This window comes from Mesoplasma florum L1, assembly GCF_000008305.1.
GTDB lineage: Bacteria > Bacillota_I > Bacilli_A > Mycoplasmatales > Mycoplasmataceae > Mesoplasma > Mesoplasma florum.
Genome location: NC_006055.1, coordinates 627,257 through 646,409, shown reverse-complemented (window position 1 = coordinate 646,409; position 19,153 = coordinate 627,257). Strand labels below are relative to the sequence as shown.

The window sequence follows — 19,153 nt, the reverse complement described above, 5'->3', positions numbered from 1 at the left end:
CATGAATAATTGAGATTTAATTATTGTTGTTCCTTTTGTAATTGTTTTAGGTTTTTTATTCTTATACTTCATTTACAAAAAACTTAATTTTGAAAAAAAATTATTTTGATTTTATATGCAGACTTTAATCGTATGAGTTATGAATGCTATTTTGATACAAGAAAATTCAAACATTTTAACTGATACTTTTCATAACACACCACCAGCCATAATTGTTGTATTGCTATTATTTGGTAGTTCAATTTTATTTGCTATTTTAATGAAACCACTAGCAACTTGAATAACAGGAAAAATTAGAAGCAGAAATATATGAATAAGATCTTCAATTATTGCGTCAATTGCTGCTTCAATGCTTTTATTGATTCCATTAAATGACAGTGCTTGATTTAAATTTATTATTATTTTGCAAGCGATTATATTGGCCATAAGCATTTCTTCACAGAGTTTATACTTTTTATATTTAAATGAGCAAAAATACAATAGACTATTTGCATTAAAAGTTTCTTTCTCAGTTGGGTTTGTTATAACATTTGCAACATTTATTGGTAATTGAATAATAAGTTTAAATAACTTCCTAACTGATAAACTTATAATTCTAAATATTTTTGTAATTATCTGTCTGTTAATTTCTTTATTAATAAGTTTTAAAATTGGAACAGAAAATAAAAATAAAATTGGTGAATTTAGATTAGTTTTAAAAGAGGAATTAATAAAATACTCTAAATCAACTTTGGTAAAATTAATTATTTTAACTTTATTACTGGGTGTTATTTATGGTTTTGTTCAGTCACCAATATTTAGAATGTATTTTGTAACAAATTCAAAAATAAGTAATAATGACGTTGAATGATTATCAACTTTAGATAGAAAATACCAAGCATTATTTATATTTGGACAATTTGCAATAGGTTATACATTGTATAAAATTTTATTACCAAAGATTGGAGTTAAAAATCTAATTTATGGTCTAATTGTAATCTCAGGAATAGCACTATTAATTAGTACATTTATTATTAATCCTACTTGAATGGTTATTTCTAATTTAATATTTGGTGCGTCATATTTTATATTATTTTACATGTGATTTGGATTCGCAATTATGTGAAACTATAGAGCAACAAAAGGTGTTCCAGTAACTGGTTTTATCGCCTCAGCATTACTTGTAGGTCAATTCTTAGTTATTTTTGTTTTTAATTCAATTATTTATACTAAATCTGGTTTATTTACTTACCAATCAATTGAAGCAATAATTGCAGAAACAAATATAGATAATATTATTGCTTTTGAGAATAATTTAAAAATTGTTATTAGAATAACTGCAGCAGCTTTATTCTTTATAAATAGTATTTATTTATTTTTAACAGTTATTTGAATTGATCAAGTTATTGCAGAATTTGTTGATTACGCAAATATTAAACATATTTTTTCTGAGTATGAAAAACAATCAGTTGAAAGAAAAATTAATTCAAGAATAGTTACAGAATAAGAGGAATATATGAAAAATAATTTTGAAAAAATTAATGATATTAAAATAGATGAAAATTTAAATAATAAAGTATTTCGTGATTTTATAAAATATTTTGAAAATGAAAATAAAATTACAATAAGCAAATCACTTTACGAAAAGTTTGAAGAAGTAGTTAGTAAAATAGCTTCATATAATAATCATAAATTTGTTAAGCCTTCTGATTTATTTGGTATGTTGTTTATTGAACAAGAAGAAATAGATGATTTTGAAAATAAATTTCATGAGTCAATTAAACAAACAATGTTTAAAGAAGTTATAACTTATAAAAATTTAAATTCTGATATTAAAGATGATTTTGAAGTTAAATATAATAACAAAACTTTAACTTTAGAAGAAAAGCAACATGCGGCTAAATTAGCTGAATGAATAAAAAAACAAGTTATTATTTTTTCAGATAAAAAATTAATAGAACATAATGAACAGTTAGACAATAAAATAACTGGTGAAATGATTAAATCATTTTTTAAAGAACAAAATGAAATATTCATTAGAATTTATAAATGACATGCAAATGCATTTGAAATAATTAGTAATTAAAAGAAAGGAGAAATTTATGAATGAATTAAAATTAATTGATTATTCAGAAAAAATAAAACAATTAATTAAAATAGTTAAGAATAAAAGAATTAAGCAGTCTGAAGCTGACGATATTTTATTTTTTATCGCAAATATGATTGATGAAGTAATTTTAAAAGATTCAACAATTTCTCACAGACTTAATATTAATTTGATCAAAAATAATAGAATTTTAGATATTGATATTAAACCAAGTAAAAAAGTTGTTTCAACAAAAGATACACATGAATTTTTATATCTTTTAAAAACTCTACTTTCTTTAATGACAATTAAAAATTACTTTTTTGACTTTTATATTTATTCTGAAATAAAAATGATTGTTAACTATTACATTAATAAATCTTCTAAAAGCAAATCATATGATAGTGTCAATGAGAGATTTGCAATTAATGAACTAGAATTTCATGATCAATTGGTTATGTATAAATATTTATATTCAATTTTTGATAAGTTAATGTTTATTAATGTATTTTTTGTGGATAAATACAATTTAAAGAGCATTGATGTTAAAAGTAATTTTATTTTTACAAAAGATTTTGATTCAGTATCAATGCCACTATTCAAAACAACAGTTAGAAAATTAGCTTTTGCAGATTATTTAAAAATATTAAATAAATCAGTTTCATTTCATTACATAAGAAAATTAAGAAACAATCTAGAACATTCTTTTACAGATCCAAAATCAAAATATAACATAGCATTAGAAACAGAACTATTATTCGTTTTAGTTGCTCGAACATTAATTCAAATGCATAGAGATTTAAAAAACGATGACGAATTACTAAAATTAATAAAATTAAATCAAGTTAATAAATAGGAAAAGAATTTTATTTATTATAAAATAGTAAATAAACAAGGAGAAATAACATGCAACATTGAGACGAATTAAATATTTCCAATTTCTCAGGTCCTTTAGACCTATTGTGAAACATGGTTAAAGATAAAAAGATTGATATCTTTGAAATTAATTTAAGTGAAATAATTGATCAATATTTAAAATATATTGAGGGACAACAAAAATTAGATATTGAATTAGCTAGTGAATATTTAGTTTTAGCAGCTCAAATGATTGAAATGAAATCAAGAATATTGCTTCCAAATGACGATGATGATTCTGAAGAAGAATTGATGTTTGAGGATTTATTGGAGCAAATTAATCAATATGGACAAATTAAAGAAGTTAGTGAATATTTCTATAATAAACAAGAAGAATATTTAAAGACTTTTTCAAAACCAAAAACAAAAAAATCATTTATTCAATCTATTGCAGATAGAAATGATGAACTAATGGTAAACCCACTTGATATTGGTATTGACGAATTCGCTGAAATATTCCAATCAATTTTACAAAGAGCTCAAAACTTTGATGAAGATTTTGAGTATGATGAAAATATGTTGTTAGAAGATGCTTATGCACCTATCCAAAATGAAATTATTTCTCCACAAGTAATTGCAAGATCAATTGTTGATGTTATGAAAACAAACAAACATAAAGAGTGAAGACTTGAAGAAGTTATCACTGGATATGAATTAAACTTAATTAATTTAATTTCAACTTTTTTAGCTGTACTAGATATGGTAAGACATCAAGTTGCTGTTATTAATCAAAAGAATGATACATTAGAATTTAGATTCACATCTGAAGCTTTAGCTGATGAATCTGTATTAAGAAGAATAGAAGAGGTAGAAGAATATGAATAGCAATATTAAAGCAATAGTTGAGGGTTTATTATTCGTATATGGTGATGATGGTATTAGTTTACTAGACTTACAAAATGTACTTGAAGATGTTAGACCAGTTACAATCCAAGAAGCTATATTAGAATTAGAAAAAAAATATTCTTCAGATCCTGATTGTGCTTTTTCAATTCAAAAATTTGGAAAAAATAAATATAGATTACAAACTAAACCAGAATTGCACGAATACTTTGCTAAATTAGAATTAGAAGTAAATAATTCAAGATTATCAAATTCAAGTATCGAAGTTTTATCAATCATTGTTTATAAAGGTCCTATTTCAAAACATGATATTGAGTTGATAAGACAAGCAGAATGTTCATACCAAATTTATAGATTAAGACAAAAAAAATTAATTAAAGCAGTTGGTAAAACTTCAACAGGTGCAAATCTTTATACAATAACAGATAACTTTTTTAAATTATTTAATATAACAGGTGGATTTGAAGCTTTACCTCAAATAGATTTTGCTTCATATAAAAATCAAGATGAAGAAAACAATTTTGAAGAAGAAATTAAAGTTACTGAAGAAATGATCTCAGAAGAAGATGTTTTTGAGGAAGATGACTCAGAAGGAATGTTTTAATGGAAAGATTACAGAAAATAATTTCAGCTAGGGGTGTTACTTCAAGAAGAAACGCTGAAAAATTAATAGTTGAGGGAAAAGTTAAAGTAAATGGTGTAGTTATCACTGAACTTGGTTTTAAAACAAGTACTGATGCTGATATTGAAGTTAACGGTAAACAAACAACTAAGAACAATGAAAAGTTTTATTATTTATTTAATAAACCAAGACTTGTTTTAACAACAATGTATGATCCTAAACAACGTAAAACAGTTGCAGATTATTTTAAAGACGTACCAACTAGAGTTTATCCTGTTGGAAGACTTGATTATGATGTTAGTGGCTTAATTATAATGACTAATGATGGTGAATTTGCAAATTTTGTTATGCACCCAAGATATGAATTCTTTAAAACTTATCAAGGTTTATGTAAAGGTAAAGTTTCAAAACAACAAGTTAACCAATTACTTAAAGGTGTAAAAATTGAAGATGATTACTTTACAAAAGCAATTCAGGCAGAATTATTAAATTATGATCAAGAAAAAGATCAATCAATTATTGAAATGACAATTGCAGAAGGTAAAAAACACCACGTTAAACAAATGTTTTCAGCTATTGAAGCTAACTTAATGAAATTAAAAAGAACTAAAATTGAATTTTTGGAAGTTGATGATTTAGAAGTTGGAAGATATAGAGAATTAAAACCTCATGAGGTTAAAAAATTCTATGGAATTTATCAATCAACAAAAAGAAAAGAAGACTTAAAAATTAAATAAAGAGGTATATATTATGAAAATAGCAATTTTTGGAACAGTAGGAGCAGGTAAATCATCAATATCACAAGAATTATCAGAAAGATTAAATTATGAAATTTTTCCTGAGCCAATAGATGAAAACCCCTACTTTGAAGATTATTACAAAGATATTAAGGCTTATGCTTTTAGAATGCAAATATTTATGTTAACAGCTAGATCAAAACAATTATTTGCAGCAAAAGATTTAAAAAATAAAATTTTTGACAGAACAATTATTGAAGATCCGATTTTCATGAATGTTGGTCATAAAATGGGAAATGTTAATGACACAGACTACAAAACATATTGTGATTTTTTCCAATATGTTGTATCAGAAAACTTAAGATATCCTAATGATAGATTAAAGTTTGATTTAGTTGTTTACTTAAAGGTTTCAGATGAAACTTCAATTAGAAGAATCAATGAAAGAGGAAGAGCTGCTGAATTAAGCATTGACAAAAACTATTGAAAAATATTGAATGAATCATACGAAGAATATTATCAAGAACATAAAAATGATTTTCCATTTTTAGTAATTGATGCAAACAATGATAACTTAAACGAAAAAGTTGAAGAAGTTATAAGAAATATAGAAAAAATTAAAAAGGAGTTTTAATATGGGAAGAGCACACGAAGTCCGCGCCGCCTCAATGGCTAAAACAGCTGCAAAAAAATCTGCAGCTAATGGTAGAGCAAGTAAAGAAATTTATATGGCAGCCAAAGCAGGTGGATCTGATCCATCTTCAAACTTAGCATTAAGAGCTTTAATTGATAAAGCCAAATCAAATCAAATTCCAAAAGAAGTTATTGATAGAGCTATTAAAAGAGCAACTGGAGGAGACGCAGAAAACTACGTATCAAATAGATATGAAGGTATGGGTCCAGGAAATACAGCAATTATAGTTGATGCTTTAACAAGTAATGTTAACCGTGCAGCTGCCAATATTAGAGAAGTATTTAATAAAAATCATGGTAATCCCGAAGGAAAAGTTGCTTTTATGTTTGAAGAAGTTTCAATGTTTGCTTTTAAAGGTAAAACAGAAGAAGAAGTACTTGAACAATTAATGATGAGTGAAGTTGATGTAAATGATGTTGAAGTTGAAGAAGACATGATCATTGTTACAGCTCCATATAAATCATTTAATGCAGTTAAACACTCACTTGATGAATTAGGTATTGAAGAATACTTAATGTCAGAAATAAAGTTAATTCCAATAGATGACTATATTGAAGTTTCAGATGCTGAATTAAAACAACAATTACAAACTTTATTGGATAAACTTGATGAATTAGAAGATGTACAAAATGTATATCACAATGCAACTATTTAATTAATAAAATCTTTTTATAACACTTAGGTGTTATTTTTTTTATAATCATTATAGGTGATAATATGGATAACTTATTTATTATAAATTTAATGTTATTAATAGTTAACTTTATTGTTATGATATCGTTACTATTTTCGGTGTTGTATTTTAATAAGTCATATATAAATTATCAAGTACCCAGAATCAATTCATACAATGATGTTATAAGCTCAAAAGAAATTGAAAGAATTATAGAACAGTTTAAAAGAATTTATCATTTAGCAGATTATGAAATCATTTATGCAGATACAGAAAACTATATTAGTTTATTTAGAAACCTAAATAAAAGTAAAAAACAAATTGTGATATCTAAAAAAATATTTGAATCTGTTGGATATGAAATTGATTATATTATTTCAAGATTGTGAATAGCGTCAAAAATAAATGAAAAAAATGGTTTGGTAAGAGGATACAAATGATTGTTAGTAACTATTCCATTTTTATCTTTAGCACTAATGTGTATTTGTTTATTAATAAATTGTATTTTATTTGGTTATATGAGTGGAAGAACAAGCGAAAACACAGATAAGATTATTCTTTGAATATGAAAAATCCCTATGTTTTCAGTATTATTTTTTATAGGATTTATTTCTATGATTATGTCTTATTTCTTTTCACTTAAAGTTAAAGAAGCTATTGAATATAATTACACTGATGAAATCAGCTCATTGGTTAAATTAACTTTAGAAGAATATGTTCAAGATTTCATTAGTGCAAGAACTTATGCTCAAAATATAAAAATAAGTTATTTACCATTAATAAAAAATTCTGAGTTTTGAGAAAACGCTAAATGAGTTGGACCATTTGTTTATATGTAAGATAGAGGTTAAAAACCTCTTTTTTTGTATAAAAAAACAACTTTAAGTTGTTTAAATTATCCTTGCCCAATTCCTTTTTCTTTTCACTCAGCTAAGATTAAGTCTCTTTCACCAGCTTCAAGTCTGTCTTTGTATTCTGCAAATCTTTCTTTACATTCATGTAATTCTTCGATTGCTTCTTCTAAAGTTCCTCAACCGTTAATTTTTACTGATTTTTTTTGTAAAGCTTTGTATTGTAAGAAGAAGTTTTCAATTTCATCACGTAAGTGTTGAGGAACATCTTCTAATTTTTCATAAGAACTAAATCTTGGATCGTCATTGAAAACTCCAAATAATTTAGTATCAATTTCTCCAGCATCAATCATTTTAATTGATCCTAAAATTCTAACACTTACTTGAACACCAGGCATTGTTGGGTATGTACATAAACTAATAACATCTAATGGATCTCCATCTCAGTCTAGTGTATTTTCAACCATTCCGTATTCTCCTGGGTAAAAGTTAGCACCGTATAAAACTCTATCTAAAATAATTCTTCCAGTTTTTGCATCTACTTCATATTTATTAGAAGAACCTTTAGGAATTTCAACGATCATATCTAATACATTGTTTTTTGACATATTAATTTCCTCATTTCTTTTTTTATTTTATCTTATATTATTTTTATTTTTTTAAAATTGCTTGAAATATTTATAATTCTTATTTATAATTTTTATAAATTAGGAGAAAACATGAAAAACAAAGAAAAAGAATATGGAACTTATTTAAAAGATATAAGTTTAAACGAAGAAGAAGAAATAAGCAAAAAAGAACATAGAAAAGAAGATCACTATCATGGAATTCATCACTTTGATTCAAAAGGTGGGCATGACCATATTGAAAAAGATGAATTTAAACTATCTATTGAATTTAGAATGTCTAGAAGAAGACTTATTTATAAAATGGTACTTACTTCTGTGTTCTTAGCTTTAACAGCAACAGTTAGCGCTCTAGACATTTTATTTGAAAAAATTGCGTTACCAGTAGGTTCAGGTCAACTATGAATTGATTTTAGATTTTTAGATATTGCATTTATTTGTATATCAATAGCAACATTGGGTCCAATATTTTCATCAATTATTGGATTATTAAATCCTTTTATTCATTTTGCCATGCATGGTGGAGATCATGGTATTTGATCAACTGTCATTGAAGCACCTCAAAATGTGTTAATTGTTTGAATGGTATGACTTGTGTTCAATGTACTTTTTAATAACTCACCAATACATAGAGAAACAAATAAAATAAAATCTAGATTCAAAAGGTTCGCACCAATTCCACTAATGATTATATTTGCATCAATTATTACAACAGGTATGTTTATATTAGGAATGTATTTAGACGGCTTAACAACTAATAGTCATCATGTACATGAACATTCAATAAGTTTATTCCATGAAGGACATGATCATTCAGATGGTAAGTTAGAAAATGTAGCAGATATTAATTTTGTTATTGGAATTTCAATATTTGCATGAAATATCTTAAGATATAGCGTAGCTTTCTCAATTTTCAGCATTGTTGAATGAAGAATGAGACCAATAAACCACAGATATAAATAAAAAATGAGGGAAGTTAAGTAGTTTTACTTGACACCCTTTTTATTTTTAGTAAAATTAAATAAGGTTTTAAAAATTATAGGAGGAAACATGGTAAAAATTAGATTAAAAAGAATTGGTAAAAAACAAGCACCTTTCTACAGAATCGTTGCTGCTGATTCAAGAGTTAACCGTAATGGTCAATACATAGAGTTAATTGGAACATTTGATCCATTAAAATCAGAAGTTAAAATTAACAATGAATTAGCTTTAAAATGATTACAAAATGGTGCTCAACCAACTGAAACTGTTAGAGAATTATTATCACAACAAGGTGTAATGAAAGCATTACACGAAGCAAAACTTGCTAACAAAAAATAATTCGAACAGAATTAAAAATTTGTTTTAAAACCACTTTAAATTTAGCAAGGAAGTAAAATGGAAAATAAAAATTTATTATCTATTGGAAAAATTGTCAACACATTTGGTATTAAAGGAGCTGTGAAGATAGCTTTAGAAAAAAGCATTGAAGTTAATGACATAAATGGAATTAAACTTTTATTTATTGAAAACACAAACAATGTAATTATTCCAAAACAAGTTGAATCAATAAGTATGCAAAAAAGTCATTTAGTTGTTTACTTTAAAGAACATAATCATATTAATGAGGTTGAAATCTTTAAAGGCAAAAAAGTTAAATATTTAAATGACAATGATGCATTTTCAATATTCTATGATTTAACTTACTATTCTGTTGTGTATAACAAACAAAATGGTAAAGTTATTGAAACAATGTTTAATGGTAATCATGATTTAGTCAAAGTACTATTAGAAAATGAAGAAAAAGCATTTTGAGTACCTTTGGTTGATGTGTACACTAACAACATTGATGATGAATCTAGAATTATAACTTTAAAAAACATTGAAGGATTAAAATAATGAAATATTCAATTCTAACGTTATTCCCAAATATTATTAAATCTTATATTTCTGAATCAATTATTAAAAAAGCTCTAGAGCGTGAAAAGATTGAATTAGAAATTATTGATATAAGAGATTTTACAACACTACCTCATAATCAAGTTGATGAATATCAATTTGGAGGGGGAAGAGGAATGGTTTTAATGTGTGATCCAGTTGTTAGTGCAATTGAATCTGTTAAAACAGAAAACTCAATTGTTGTATTAACATCTCCACAAGGGAAAACTTGAAATCAAAACTTAGCAAAATCATTTGCAACAGAATACAATCACATCATTATAGTATGTGGTCATTATGAAGGTTTTGATGAAAGAATATTAAAATATATTGATGTTGAAATATCTATTGGTGACTATGTGTTAACTGGTGGGGAGTTACCTTCATTAATAATGCTAGATTCTATTACTAGAATTCTACCAGGAGTTATAAATACTGAATCACATGAGCAAGAAAGTTTTGAAAATAATTTATTAGATTATCCAGTGTATACAAAACCCCATGATTATAGGGGAGACAAAGTTCCTGAAGTCCTTTTAAGTGGACATCACGCTAATATTCAAAAGTGAAGAGACGAACAACAATTAATTTCTACTTTTAATAAAAGACCAGATTTAATTGATGAGTCCAAATTAAATAAAATACAAATACAATTATTAGAAAATCTTAGAAAATCGAAAGGAGATAAATAATATGGCATCAAAAGCAACTAAAACAACACAATCAAAATACGCTATTATTAACAACCAATTACGTAACGACTTACCAGATTTTACATCAGGGGATACTATTAAAGTTGACGTTAAAATTAAAGAGGGAGAAAAATTCCGTATTCAAACATTTGAAGGATTAGTAATCAAAACTCAAGGTTCAGGTATTACTTATTCTGTTGTTGTTAGAAAATTATCAAACGGTGTATTCGTAGAAAGAACTTTCCCACTACATTCACCAATTATTGATAAAGTTACTATCGTTAAACGTGGACGTGTACGTAGAGCTAGAATTTACTACATCAGAAAATTATCAGGTAAAGCTGCAAGAATTAAAGAAATCTTACCAACAAAAGCTGATAAAAAATAGTTGTCAATTATTAAACAATATAACTCTCATAATAAATGAGGGTTTTTTTATTTGTTATAATATAAAAAGATTTAAAAGGAGAAAACGATATGAGTGCAGAATTTAACTGATTTCCAGGTCATATGAATAAGACTTTAAAAAACATTGAAGAAAAAATACCTGTAGTTGATTTAGTAATCGAGATTTTAGATGCCCGTGCACCATATTCATCTCGTAATTTAACTTTTTCAAAAATTTTAAAGAATAAACCAATCTTATATGTTTTATCAAAAGCTGATATTGCAGACCCAAATATAACTAAAGAATGAGTTGAGTTTTATGAGAAAAAAAATAATACTGTAATGGTTTTAGACGATAAACAAAAAAATATTGTTAAACCATTAATTGACTTAATTAATAAAGCAACAAAAGAAAAACAAGAAAAAGATAAAGCAAAAGGAATGGTAAACTCATTAATTAATGTTTTAGTTATTGGAATCCCAAATGTAGGTAAGTCAACATTCATTAATAGATTGATCAAAAACAAAAGTGTTAAAGCTGGTAATAAACCAGGATTAACAAGAGGTATTCAATTAATACACTTATCACAATTTATTTCTTTATTAGATACACCCGGAGTGTTACCAGCAAAGTTAGAAAATGAAACTGTAGCAACTAATATATGTGCAATTAATTCTATTAAAGAAGATGTATATCCTAAAGAAAGAGTTGCAGGAAAATTAATGCAATACTTATTTAATCACTATGAAGGATTAATTGAAAATCATTATAAAATTTCTCCCAGATTACAAAGACCAATTCAAATAACAGATACTTTTATAATTTTTGAAATGATTGCAAAAGTAAGAAAATGATACATGAATGATGATTTACTTGACTATGATAGAGTAATTGATGCTTTTATGAGAGATATTATTGCTAATGAATTTAATAAAGTTTCTTTTGAAAGAATTTTAGAAGTTGTTCCAGAGGAAATGGAAAAAGCATCAAAAATTAAAAATGAAAAAGCAATCGAGGATATTTCAGATTTATGATAGATGAATCAAGAATATTATTTGATAGTCAAATTAGAGAAAAATATAAAACTGATTTTATTAGTGGCAGTGATGAAGCTGGTAGAGGTGCAATGGCAGGACCTGTTGTTGTAGCAAGTGTAATATTGCCAAAAGATTATAAAAATTGTTTAATTAGAGATTCAAAAAAATTAAGCAAAAAGCAAAGAGAATCACTTTGCGAAGAAATAAAGTCAGTAGCTATAAGCTATGCTATTGAAATAATTGAAGCAGATGAAGTAGATATATTAAATCCTAAACAAGCTAGCAGAATTGGTATGACAAAATCTATTATGAATTTAAAACCTAAGCCTGATTTATGTTTGATTGATGCAGAAAATATTATTATTCAAGAATATGTATGTGCCCCATTTATTAAAGGGGATGATTTAAGTCAATCAATTGCAGCAGCTTCAATTTTAGCAAAAACTACAAGAGACAATATAATGTTGGATTATGCTAAAATTTATCCTGAATATAATTTTGAATCTCATAAAGGTTATTGTGTAAAAGAACATGTTGAAAAAACTAAAATGCTTGGTGTTTTGCCAATACACCGAAAAACCTACAAACCAATTAAAGATATTCTAGAAAATAACTTTTAATGTTATTTTTTTTATTTTTTTCTTAATTATATTATGTCAGGTATCTGACACATATAAAAAAAGGAGTTCATATGAATTTAGTAAATATAATTGGTCAAATTGAAGGAGATGCACAAGTTACTTACACATCAAAAGATGGTAATGCAAAATTATATAAGTTTGTAGTTAGAGTACCTAACCTATATAAATCTAAAACAGGTAAAAATGAAGATGATTTAATTAACATAAAAGCCTGATCATCTGCTATTAATGATGAGTTTGCTTTACATGATCAAGCTGTTGTTGGAATTGAAGCTAGAATACATTCATCAGTTAATAAAGAAAGCTCAAATGTTTTTAACGAAATTATTGCAAATAGAATAATGTATTTAAATTAATACTATGGATAATGTACTATTATATTTTTCTTTAAAATACCATGGGGATTGAGAAAAAATTTATGATGCGTTAGATAGAAAAGAAAAAATAGAAACACAAGATTTAATTAAAGTTCCAAATTCTATACCAAATAACTTTATTTCCATTATAAATCCACTATACCCAAACAACTTAAAACAAATAATGAAGCCCCCTTTCATTCTTTATTATTTAGGTAATATTTCATTACTACAAAATTACTTTCAAACAATTTTTATTAATAGTTCAGATAATATTGATGAGTATAACTTTAAAGTAATAAAACAGGTAGTTGAAGATCTTATTAAAGAAAATAGAACAATACTATTATCTTGTGAAAATTCTCAAGATAATAAATTATTAGACTTTATCATTGAAAAACAAGGTAAGTTAATTGTTGTAACTAAAGAACCACTTCAATCATTTTTAAACAGTGAATCTTGAGCGAAACATAAAAATATAGAATATTATGATTTTATAATCATAAGTGAATATGAAGAATCAAATAATTTTAAGTATAAGTCAAATAACAACAAAGAAGAAATGAATATAAGAATAATAAATGGATTATCAAAAGCGATTATATTCTTAGAACATTCAAATTTTAAAAAAATTGAGCCTTTGTTTAATGCTGTTCTAAATGAAAATAAACCCTATTTCGCAATTCCACAAAATTTAAAAGATACTGAATCTTCTAGCAATAATTTATTAAAAAATGGCGCTAAATTATTAGAAAGTGCAACAGATATTCTAAATCAAATTTAAAAACACTTTTGGTGTTTTTTATTTTGTATTTTGGTGGTAAAATATTTAAAATACAAAAGTAATTTTATTTAGAAAAGAGGGTATTTATGATCGACAGAGAAGAACAAGAGATGCTTGATAATGAAAAAATCAATGAATCTTCAACACCTCAAGTAAGAGTTTCAAGATGATTAAAAAAATCAGATTTAAACACTGAACTTGAACCAACAAAATCAAAGAAAAAATCAAAATCTTATATAGCTTTAATTTTAAGATATATGGGTAAAAACAAAATGTGAACTTTCTTAATGCTAGTTTCTGTTTTAATTCTTTCAGTTGCTACAGCTATGACTCCAAAAATTATTGAACAAATGAGTACAGCAGTAGTAGTTGAAAGATATAAAGACGCTGCTGAAGGAACAGATTTATGAGAAAGATATAGTCAAGCTTTAGCTAAATGATGAGGAGTTAACTTTACAGGTTTACTTTGAATTGAAATGGGTATTGTTATTGCAATGGCTATTGCAACATTTGTTTCTCAATGAACAGCTGGTATGTTAGGGAAAAAAATTGAAGTTGATTTAAGAAATGACTTAAACAAAAAATTAGTTTCAATGGACATGTCATACTACTCTGATAAAAAAATTGGGGAAATTTTAACAAAAGTTGTTTCTGATACACAAATCATTGGAGAACAAACTGGGATTATTCCAATAACTTTCTTAAATGGTATATTGACAACAATAGCAGCAATAATAGTTATGTCTACAATTAGTGGTTCATTAACTATAGTTTTAATTTGTGTATTCTTAACTTTATTTTTAATATTCTTTATTTTATTTATACCAATGAAACCAATTGCTTACAAAACAAGAAAAATTGTTACTGAAGTAAATGGAGATGTTACAGATAGAATTAACAACGTTAAATTAATTAAAGCTTCTGGAACAGAAGAATATGAAGAAAATAGATTTATTGAAAAACATATACCTTACTTTAAACAATCATCATTGATGAACTACTATCAAGCTATAGTTTTATCATTGATATTCTTAATTATTAATGCCATCGAAACTGTAATGATTATAGCTACAGTACTTATTTATGATTCAAACCAAGTAGTTGCCGTATTACCAGGTATGATTTCAGCATCATCACTTATGATTGGTCCATTAATGTCATTCTTAAGAGTTCTTGTTGGATTAACTCAATCAAATGTTGCATCTAAGAGAATAGGTGAAATACTTGAACAAGAACCAAGATTTAATAATCATTTTGAAGATAAAAATGGTGTTATAGTAGAAAAAATAAAGGGAAATATTTATTTTAAAGATGTTGCATTTGCATATCCTGAAAAACCTACTGAATTAGTTTTACCTAAATTTGACTTTACTTTTGAACAAGGTAAATCATATGCATTTGTTGGGACAACTGGAGCAGGTAAATCAACAATTTCAAAACTTTTATTAAGATTTTATGATCCAACTATTGGACAAGTTTTAATTAACGAAGATATTGACTTAAAAGATGTAGTTCTTTCATCTTATTTAGATAAAGTAGGATATGTTGAACAAGAACCAGCAATTTTCTTAGGTAATGTTTATGACAATGTTAGATATGGTAGATTTGAAGCTACAAATAAACAAGTTATTGCAGCTTGTAAAAAAGCTGAGCTACATGATTTAATTATGACTTGACCTGATGGTTATGACACAATTCTTGGTGAAAGAGGATTTATGTTATCTGGTGGTCAAAAACAACGTTTAGTAATAGCTAGAATGTTCTTAAAAGATCCACAACTACTAATATTGGATGAAGCAACAAGTGCTTTAGATAATATTGTAGAAAAAGAAATCCAAGCTAAATTAAATGAATTAATGAAAGGTAGAACAAGTGTTACTATAGCTCACCGTCTTTCAACAATTAAAAATGTAGACGAAATATTAGTTCTTGCACCAAAACAAGGAATCGTTCAAAGAGGTACTTTCAATGAACTTAAAAAAATTCCAGGTCATTTCAAAGATTTATATGATGCTGGAAACTCAAAAAAAGATGGAAAGGAAGTAACAAATAATGAGCAACAATAATTTACAAAATGGTAAACAATTAAATAAACATGGATTTGATGTTAATTTAGAATTTTCATGAAAAAAAATGGGTGTATTTATGCGCCAAATTTTTGAATCAGCAAAAGAGAACAAGTTAATATTTTGAGCAATGTGTTTATTTACAATGTTTGATGCTATAGTTGCAACTTTCCTTCCGGTGTTTGCAACAATGATGATTTCTGCCATTACAAAACCTGGAGCAGATACATTAAACTTTTTAGCATGAGAAGTTGGTTTAACAGAATGAACAGCTTGATTATATATAACTTTAGCTGCTTTAGTTTTATTACTACTTTCTGAGTATGTTGTTAACTGAAGTATTGCTCAGTTTTCACTTCATGTAGAAATTAATCAAAGACAAAAAATGTTAATTAGATTAGCTCAACAAGATGTTGATTTCTTCTTTGATCATGTTTCAGGAAACATTTTAACAAGACTTGTAGGGGATACTCAATCTTTAGCGTTTGGTATTCAACAATTCTTTACTAATATTATTTATTTCCTTACTGGTATAACTATGTCAGTTGTGATTATGCTTTTATCAGGTCTTTGATATGTAGCTTTAATACTAGCTGTTTATATGTTCCTTTCAATTGCAATTGCTGTTGTTATTTTTATTCAAAGTAGAAGAAAATTAATTACAGCATTTGACCAAAAACGTGATGTTGATCAAGATATGACAGATAGAATATCAAATATATCATTAATAAAATCTTCAGGATTAGAGGAATACGAAATTGAAAGAATAGAAGAATTAAATGAAAAATATAACAGAGCTGGAGATGCAGCAATTACTTGATCAGCAATATTAACACAATGAATTCAAGTAACAGCATCATTGATGATGCCAATGTTTGTTATTATATTCTGTATTATGTTCGCAAAAGAAAGTGATCTTGCTGCAGGTATAGAACTTTTAAGTGTAAAAATGCCTTTAGCACAAGTTTTAGTTTCATTTGTTATTGGTGCTATTGCAATGTTAATCCCAACATTGAGATCAGCTACAAGAGCTCAAAATGCAGCTCAAAGAATTTCAGAATTAACAGACCCAATTCCAACAATTAAACCAAACCCAGAAGGGCCTGTAATTGAAAAAATAAATTCAATTTCATTTGAAAACGTTCAATTTGCTTATCCTAAAAAACCTGAAAAAACAATTTTACCTAAAATGAATATTGTTTTTGAAAAAGGTAAATCATATGCATTCGTTGGTGAAACAGGAAGTGGTAAATCAACTGTAGCAAAATTACTATTAAGATTTTACATGCCTACAGAAGGAAAAATAATGGTTGAGGGTAAATATAAAAATGATGAAAGTGTTTCTAAACAATCACATGATTTAAACGAAATAAATTTACCAGCATTTTTAAATAAAGTAGGATATGTTGAACAAGAACCTCAAATCTTGTTTGGAGATTTCTTTGAAAATATAAGATACGCTAAATTTGATGCTACTGATGAAGAAATCATGAGGGCATGTAAGAAAGCTAATTTACATGACTTTATTATTTCATTAAAAGATGGATATAATACAATTTTGGGACAAAGAGGTTTCTTACTTTCTGGTGGTCAAAAACAACGTTTAGTTATAGCTAGAGTTTTCTTGAAAAACCCGGATTTCTTAATATTAGATGAAGCAACAAGTGCATTAGATAATATTGTTGAAAAAGAAATTCAAGCTGAGTTAGATAAATTGATGAAAGGTAGAACAAGTGTTACTATCGCTCACCGTCTTTCAACAATTAAAAACGTTGATCAAATTATAGTACTTGGTGCAAACGGAAAAGGTATTGTGCAACAAGGTAGTTATGAAGAATTAATTTCAACACCTGGAAGATTTAAAAAATTATATGAAGCAGGATTGATGAATTAATGAAAAATAAAACAGTAAATATTATTGGAGCTGGTTTAGCAGGAACAGAAGCTGCATACCAACTAGCTAAAAGAAATATAAAAGTTAAACTTTTCGAAGTTAAAAGAATAACTAAAAATCCCGTCCAAGTCTTGGACGGGTTTGCTGAATTAGTTTGCTCTAATTCTCTAAGAAGTAACGAATTAACTAATGCAGTCGGTACATTAAAAGAAGAAATGAGACTTTTAGATTCATTAATTATAAGAGCGGCTGAATATGCACAAGTTCCAGCTGGAGGAAGTTTAGCCGTTGATAGAGTTTTATTTTCTGAATATATAACAAAAGAAATAAGTTCTAATGAAAACATTGAAGTCATAGATCTTGAAGTTGAAAATATAAACCCAAATGAATTAACACTTATTGCATCAGGGCCTTTAACAACAAATAAACTACAAGAGCAAATTACAAAACTTATAGGAAATGATGATTTTTACTTTTATGATGCAGTTGCTCCGATTATAGAAAAAGAATCTATAAATATGGAAATTGCATATCAAAAAAATAGATATGACAAAGGTGAAACAAGCGATTATATAAATTGTCCAATGTCAAAAGAAGAATATTTAAATTTTTATAAAGAACTAATTAATGCAGAAATTTCTATAGGGCATTTACCTGGTGAAGCAGAATTAAAGTACTTTGAAGGGTGTATGCCAGTAGAAGCTATGGCCAAAAGAGGTGTTGATACTTTATTGTTTGGTCCAATGAAACCAAGAGGTTTAAATAAACCTGATGGAACAAGAAATCATGCTGTTGTTCAACTACGCCAAGATGATGCAAATGATAGACTTTATAATATTGTTGGTTTCCAAACAAACTTAAAATGACCTGAACAAAAAAGAATTTTTTCAATGATACCAGGTTTAGAAAACGCTAAGTTTGTTAGATATGGTGTAATGCATAAAAATAATTTTATAAACTCGCCTAAAGTTCTTAACAAATATTTACAATTAAAAACTAATGAAAACATATTTTTTGCTGGTCAAATAACAGGTGTAGAAGGATATGTTGAATCTTGTGTTTCTGGTTTGATCACAGCTATAAATATTGCTAATTTCATTAATGGAAAAGAAATGCAAGTACCATCATCTAAATCAGTTTCAGGTGCTTTACTTAACTATATAAACAAAGCTTCTATAACAAACTTTCAACCAATGAAAGCAAATTGAGGAATAGTTGATGAAATAGAATTTAAAAGACCTAATAGAAAAGTAACTAAGCAAGAAATTAAAAAAATGAAAAATGAAAAGATTTCAGAATTAGCAATTGATTCTATTAAGGATTTTATTAAAAATATTTAGAAGGAGCAAATA

Annotated in this window: 22 protein-coding genes; 21 read left to right on the top strand and 1 reads right to left on the bottom strand. The window is 26.4% G+C overall.

Features of this window, described 5'->3' with window-relative positions; genetic code table 4:
- The first annotated feature begins 1 nt into the window (after window position 1).
- The 9 genes from MFL_RS02970 to MFL_RS02930 all read left to right on the top strand — a co-directional run bounded on the left by MFL_RS02970 (window position 2) and on the right by MFL_RS02930 (window position 7,388).
- Window positions 2-1,486 (top strand): MFS cation transporter, encoded by a 1,485-nt coding sequence (locus tag MFL_RS02970; protein WP_011183451.1) that lies wholly within the window; start codon window positions 2-4, stop codon window positions 1,484-1,486.
- 9 nt (window positions 1,487-1,495) lie between these two features.
- Window positions 1,496-2,065: a hypothetical protein gene (locus MFL_RS02965; RefSeq protein ID WP_011183450.1), complete on the top strand. Its 570-nt coding sequence runs from the start codon at window positions 1,496-1,498 to the stop codon at window positions 2,063-2,065.
- Between the two features lie 16 nt (window positions 2,066-2,081).
- Complete coding sequence (locus MFL_RS02960) at window positions 2,082-2,921, top strand: hypothetical protein (RefSeq protein ID WP_011183449.1); 840 nt, start codon at window positions 2,082-2,084, stop codon at window positions 2,919-2,921.
- Between the two features lie 50 nt (window positions 2,922-2,971).
- Entirely contained in the window at window positions 2,972-3,805 is an 834-nt protein-coding gene (locus MFL_RS02955) for a segregation and condensation protein A (protein WP_011183448.1), read from the top strand.
- Complete coding sequence (scpB, locus tag MFL_RS02950) at window positions 3,798-4,427, top strand: SMC-Scp complex subunit ScpB (RefSeq protein WP_011183447.1); 630 nt, start codon at window positions 3,798-3,800, stop codon at window positions 4,425-4,427. The genes MFL_RS02955 and scpB overlap by 8 nt, the downstream gene beginning before the upstream one ends.
- A complete protein-coding gene (locus MFL_RS02945) occupies window positions 4,427-5,182 on the top strand; it encodes a pseudouridine synthase (RefSeq protein WP_011183446.1) in 756 nt (251 codons plus the stop codon). The genes scpB and MFL_RS02945 overlap by 1 nt, the downstream gene beginning before the upstream one ends.
- Before the next feature lie 13 nt (window positions 5,183-5,195).
- Entirely contained in the window at window positions 5,196-5,816 is a 621-nt protein-coding gene (locus tag MFL_RS02940) for a deoxynucleoside kinase (protein WP_011183445.1), read from the top strand.
- 1 nt (window position 5,817) lies between these two features.
- Window positions 5,818-6,531 (top strand): YebC/PmpR family DNA-binding transcriptional regulator, encoded by a 714-nt coding sequence (locus MFL_RS02935; RefSeq protein WP_011183444.1) that lies wholly within the window; start codon window positions 5,818-5,820, stop codon window positions 6,529-6,531.
- 62 nt (window positions 6,532-6,593) lie between these two features.
- Window positions 6,594-7,388: a hypothetical protein gene (locus MFL_RS02930; protein ID WP_011183443.1), complete on the top strand. Its 795-nt coding sequence runs from the start codon at window positions 6,594-6,596 to the stop codon at window positions 7,386-7,388.
- Window positions 7,389-7,444: 56 nt separating this feature from the next.
- On the opposite strand, the gene MFL_RS02925 is transcribed toward MFL_RS02930, so the two are convergent.
- Window positions 7,445-8,008, bottom strand: coding sequence for an inorganic diphosphatase (locus tag MFL_RS02925; protein ID WP_011183442.1), 564 nt, complete (start codon window positions 8,006-8,008; stop codon window positions 7,445-7,447).
- Between the two features lie 111 nt (window positions 8,009-8,119).
- Between MFL_RS02925 and MFL_RS02920 the strand changes: the two genes are divergently transcribed.
- From MFL_RS02920 to trmFO, 12 genes are all read left to right on the top strand, one after another.
- Window positions 8,120-8,989: an ECF transporter S component gene (locus MFL_RS02920; protein ID WP_011183441.1), complete on the top strand. Its 870-nt coding sequence runs from the start codon at window positions 8,120-8,122 to the stop codon at window positions 8,987-8,989.
- Between the two features lie 87 nt (window positions 8,990-9,076).
- Window positions 9,077-9,346: a 30S ribosomal protein S16 gene (rpsP, locus tag MFL_RS02915; RefSeq protein WP_011183440.1), complete on the top strand. Its 270-nt coding sequence runs from the start codon at window positions 9,077-9,079 to the stop codon at window positions 9,344-9,346.
- 57 nt (window positions 9,347-9,403) lie between these two features.
- Complete coding sequence (locus MFL_RS02910; RefSeq protein WP_011183439.1) at window positions 9,404-9,904, top strand: ribosome maturation factor RimM; 501 nt, start codon at window positions 9,404-9,406, stop codon at window positions 9,902-9,904.
- On the top strand, window positions 9,904-10,635 hold the full coding sequence (gene trmD, locus MFL_RS02905) for a tRNA (guanosine(37)-N1)-methyltransferase TrmD (RefSeq protein ID WP_011183438.1): 732 nt from the start codon (window positions 9,904-9,906) through the stop codon (window positions 10,633-10,635). The genes MFL_RS02910 and trmD overlap by 1 nt, the downstream gene beginning before the upstream one ends.
- A gap of 1 nt (window position 10,636) precedes the next feature.
- Window positions 10,637-11,023: a 50S ribosomal protein L19 gene (gene rplS, locus MFL_RS02900; RefSeq protein ID WP_011183437.1), complete on the top strand. Its 387-nt coding sequence runs from the start codon at window positions 10,637-10,639 to the stop codon at window positions 11,021-11,023.
- Between the two features lie 89 nt (window positions 11,024-11,112).
- A complete protein-coding gene (gene ylqF / locus MFL_RS02895; protein ID WP_011183436.1) occupies window positions 11,113-12,060 on the top strand; it encodes a ribosome biogenesis GTPase YlqF in 948 nt (315 codons plus the stop codon).
- Window positions 12,054-12,680, top strand: a complete 627-nt coding sequence (locus MFL_RS02890; RefSeq protein ID WP_011183435.1) for a ribonuclease HII — start codon at window positions 12,054-12,056, stop codon at window positions 12,678-12,680. The genes ylqF and MFL_RS02890 overlap by 7 nt, the downstream gene beginning before the upstream one ends.
- Window positions 12,681-12,751: 71 nt before the next feature.
- Window positions 12,752-13,057, top strand: coding sequence for a single-stranded DNA-binding protein (locus MFL_RS02885; RefSeq protein WP_011183434.1), 306 nt, complete (start codon window positions 12,752-12,754; stop codon window positions 13,055-13,057).
- Between the two features lie 4 nt (window positions 13,058-13,061).
- Window positions 13,062-13,841: a DNA-processing protein DprA gene (locus MFL_RS02880; protein WP_011183433.1), complete on the top strand. Its 780-nt coding sequence runs from the start codon at window positions 13,062-13,064 to the stop codon at window positions 13,839-13,841.
- 86 nt (window positions 13,842-13,927) lie between these two features.
- A complete protein-coding gene (locus MFL_RS02875; RefSeq protein WP_011183432.1) occupies window positions 13,928-15,907 on the top strand; it encodes an ABC transporter ATP-binding protein in 1,980 nt (659 codons plus the stop codon).
- Entirely contained in the window at window positions 15,894-17,801 is a 1,908-nt protein-coding gene (locus MFL_RS02870) for an ABC transporter ATP-binding protein (protein ID WP_011183431.1), read from the top strand. The genes MFL_RS02875 and MFL_RS02870 overlap by 14 nt, the downstream gene beginning before the upstream one ends.
- On the top strand, window positions 17,801-19,141 hold the full coding sequence (trmFO, locus tag MFL_RS02865; protein WP_011183430.1) for a methylenetetrahydrofolate--tRNA-(uracil(54)-C(5))-methyltransferase (FADH(2)-oxidizing) TrmFO: 1,341 nt from the start codon (window positions 17,801-17,803) through the stop codon (window positions 19,139-19,141). Before MFL_RS02870 ends, trmFO begins: the two co-directional genes overlap by 1 nt.
- The last annotated feature ends 12 nt before the right edge of the window (window positions 19,142-19,153 follow it).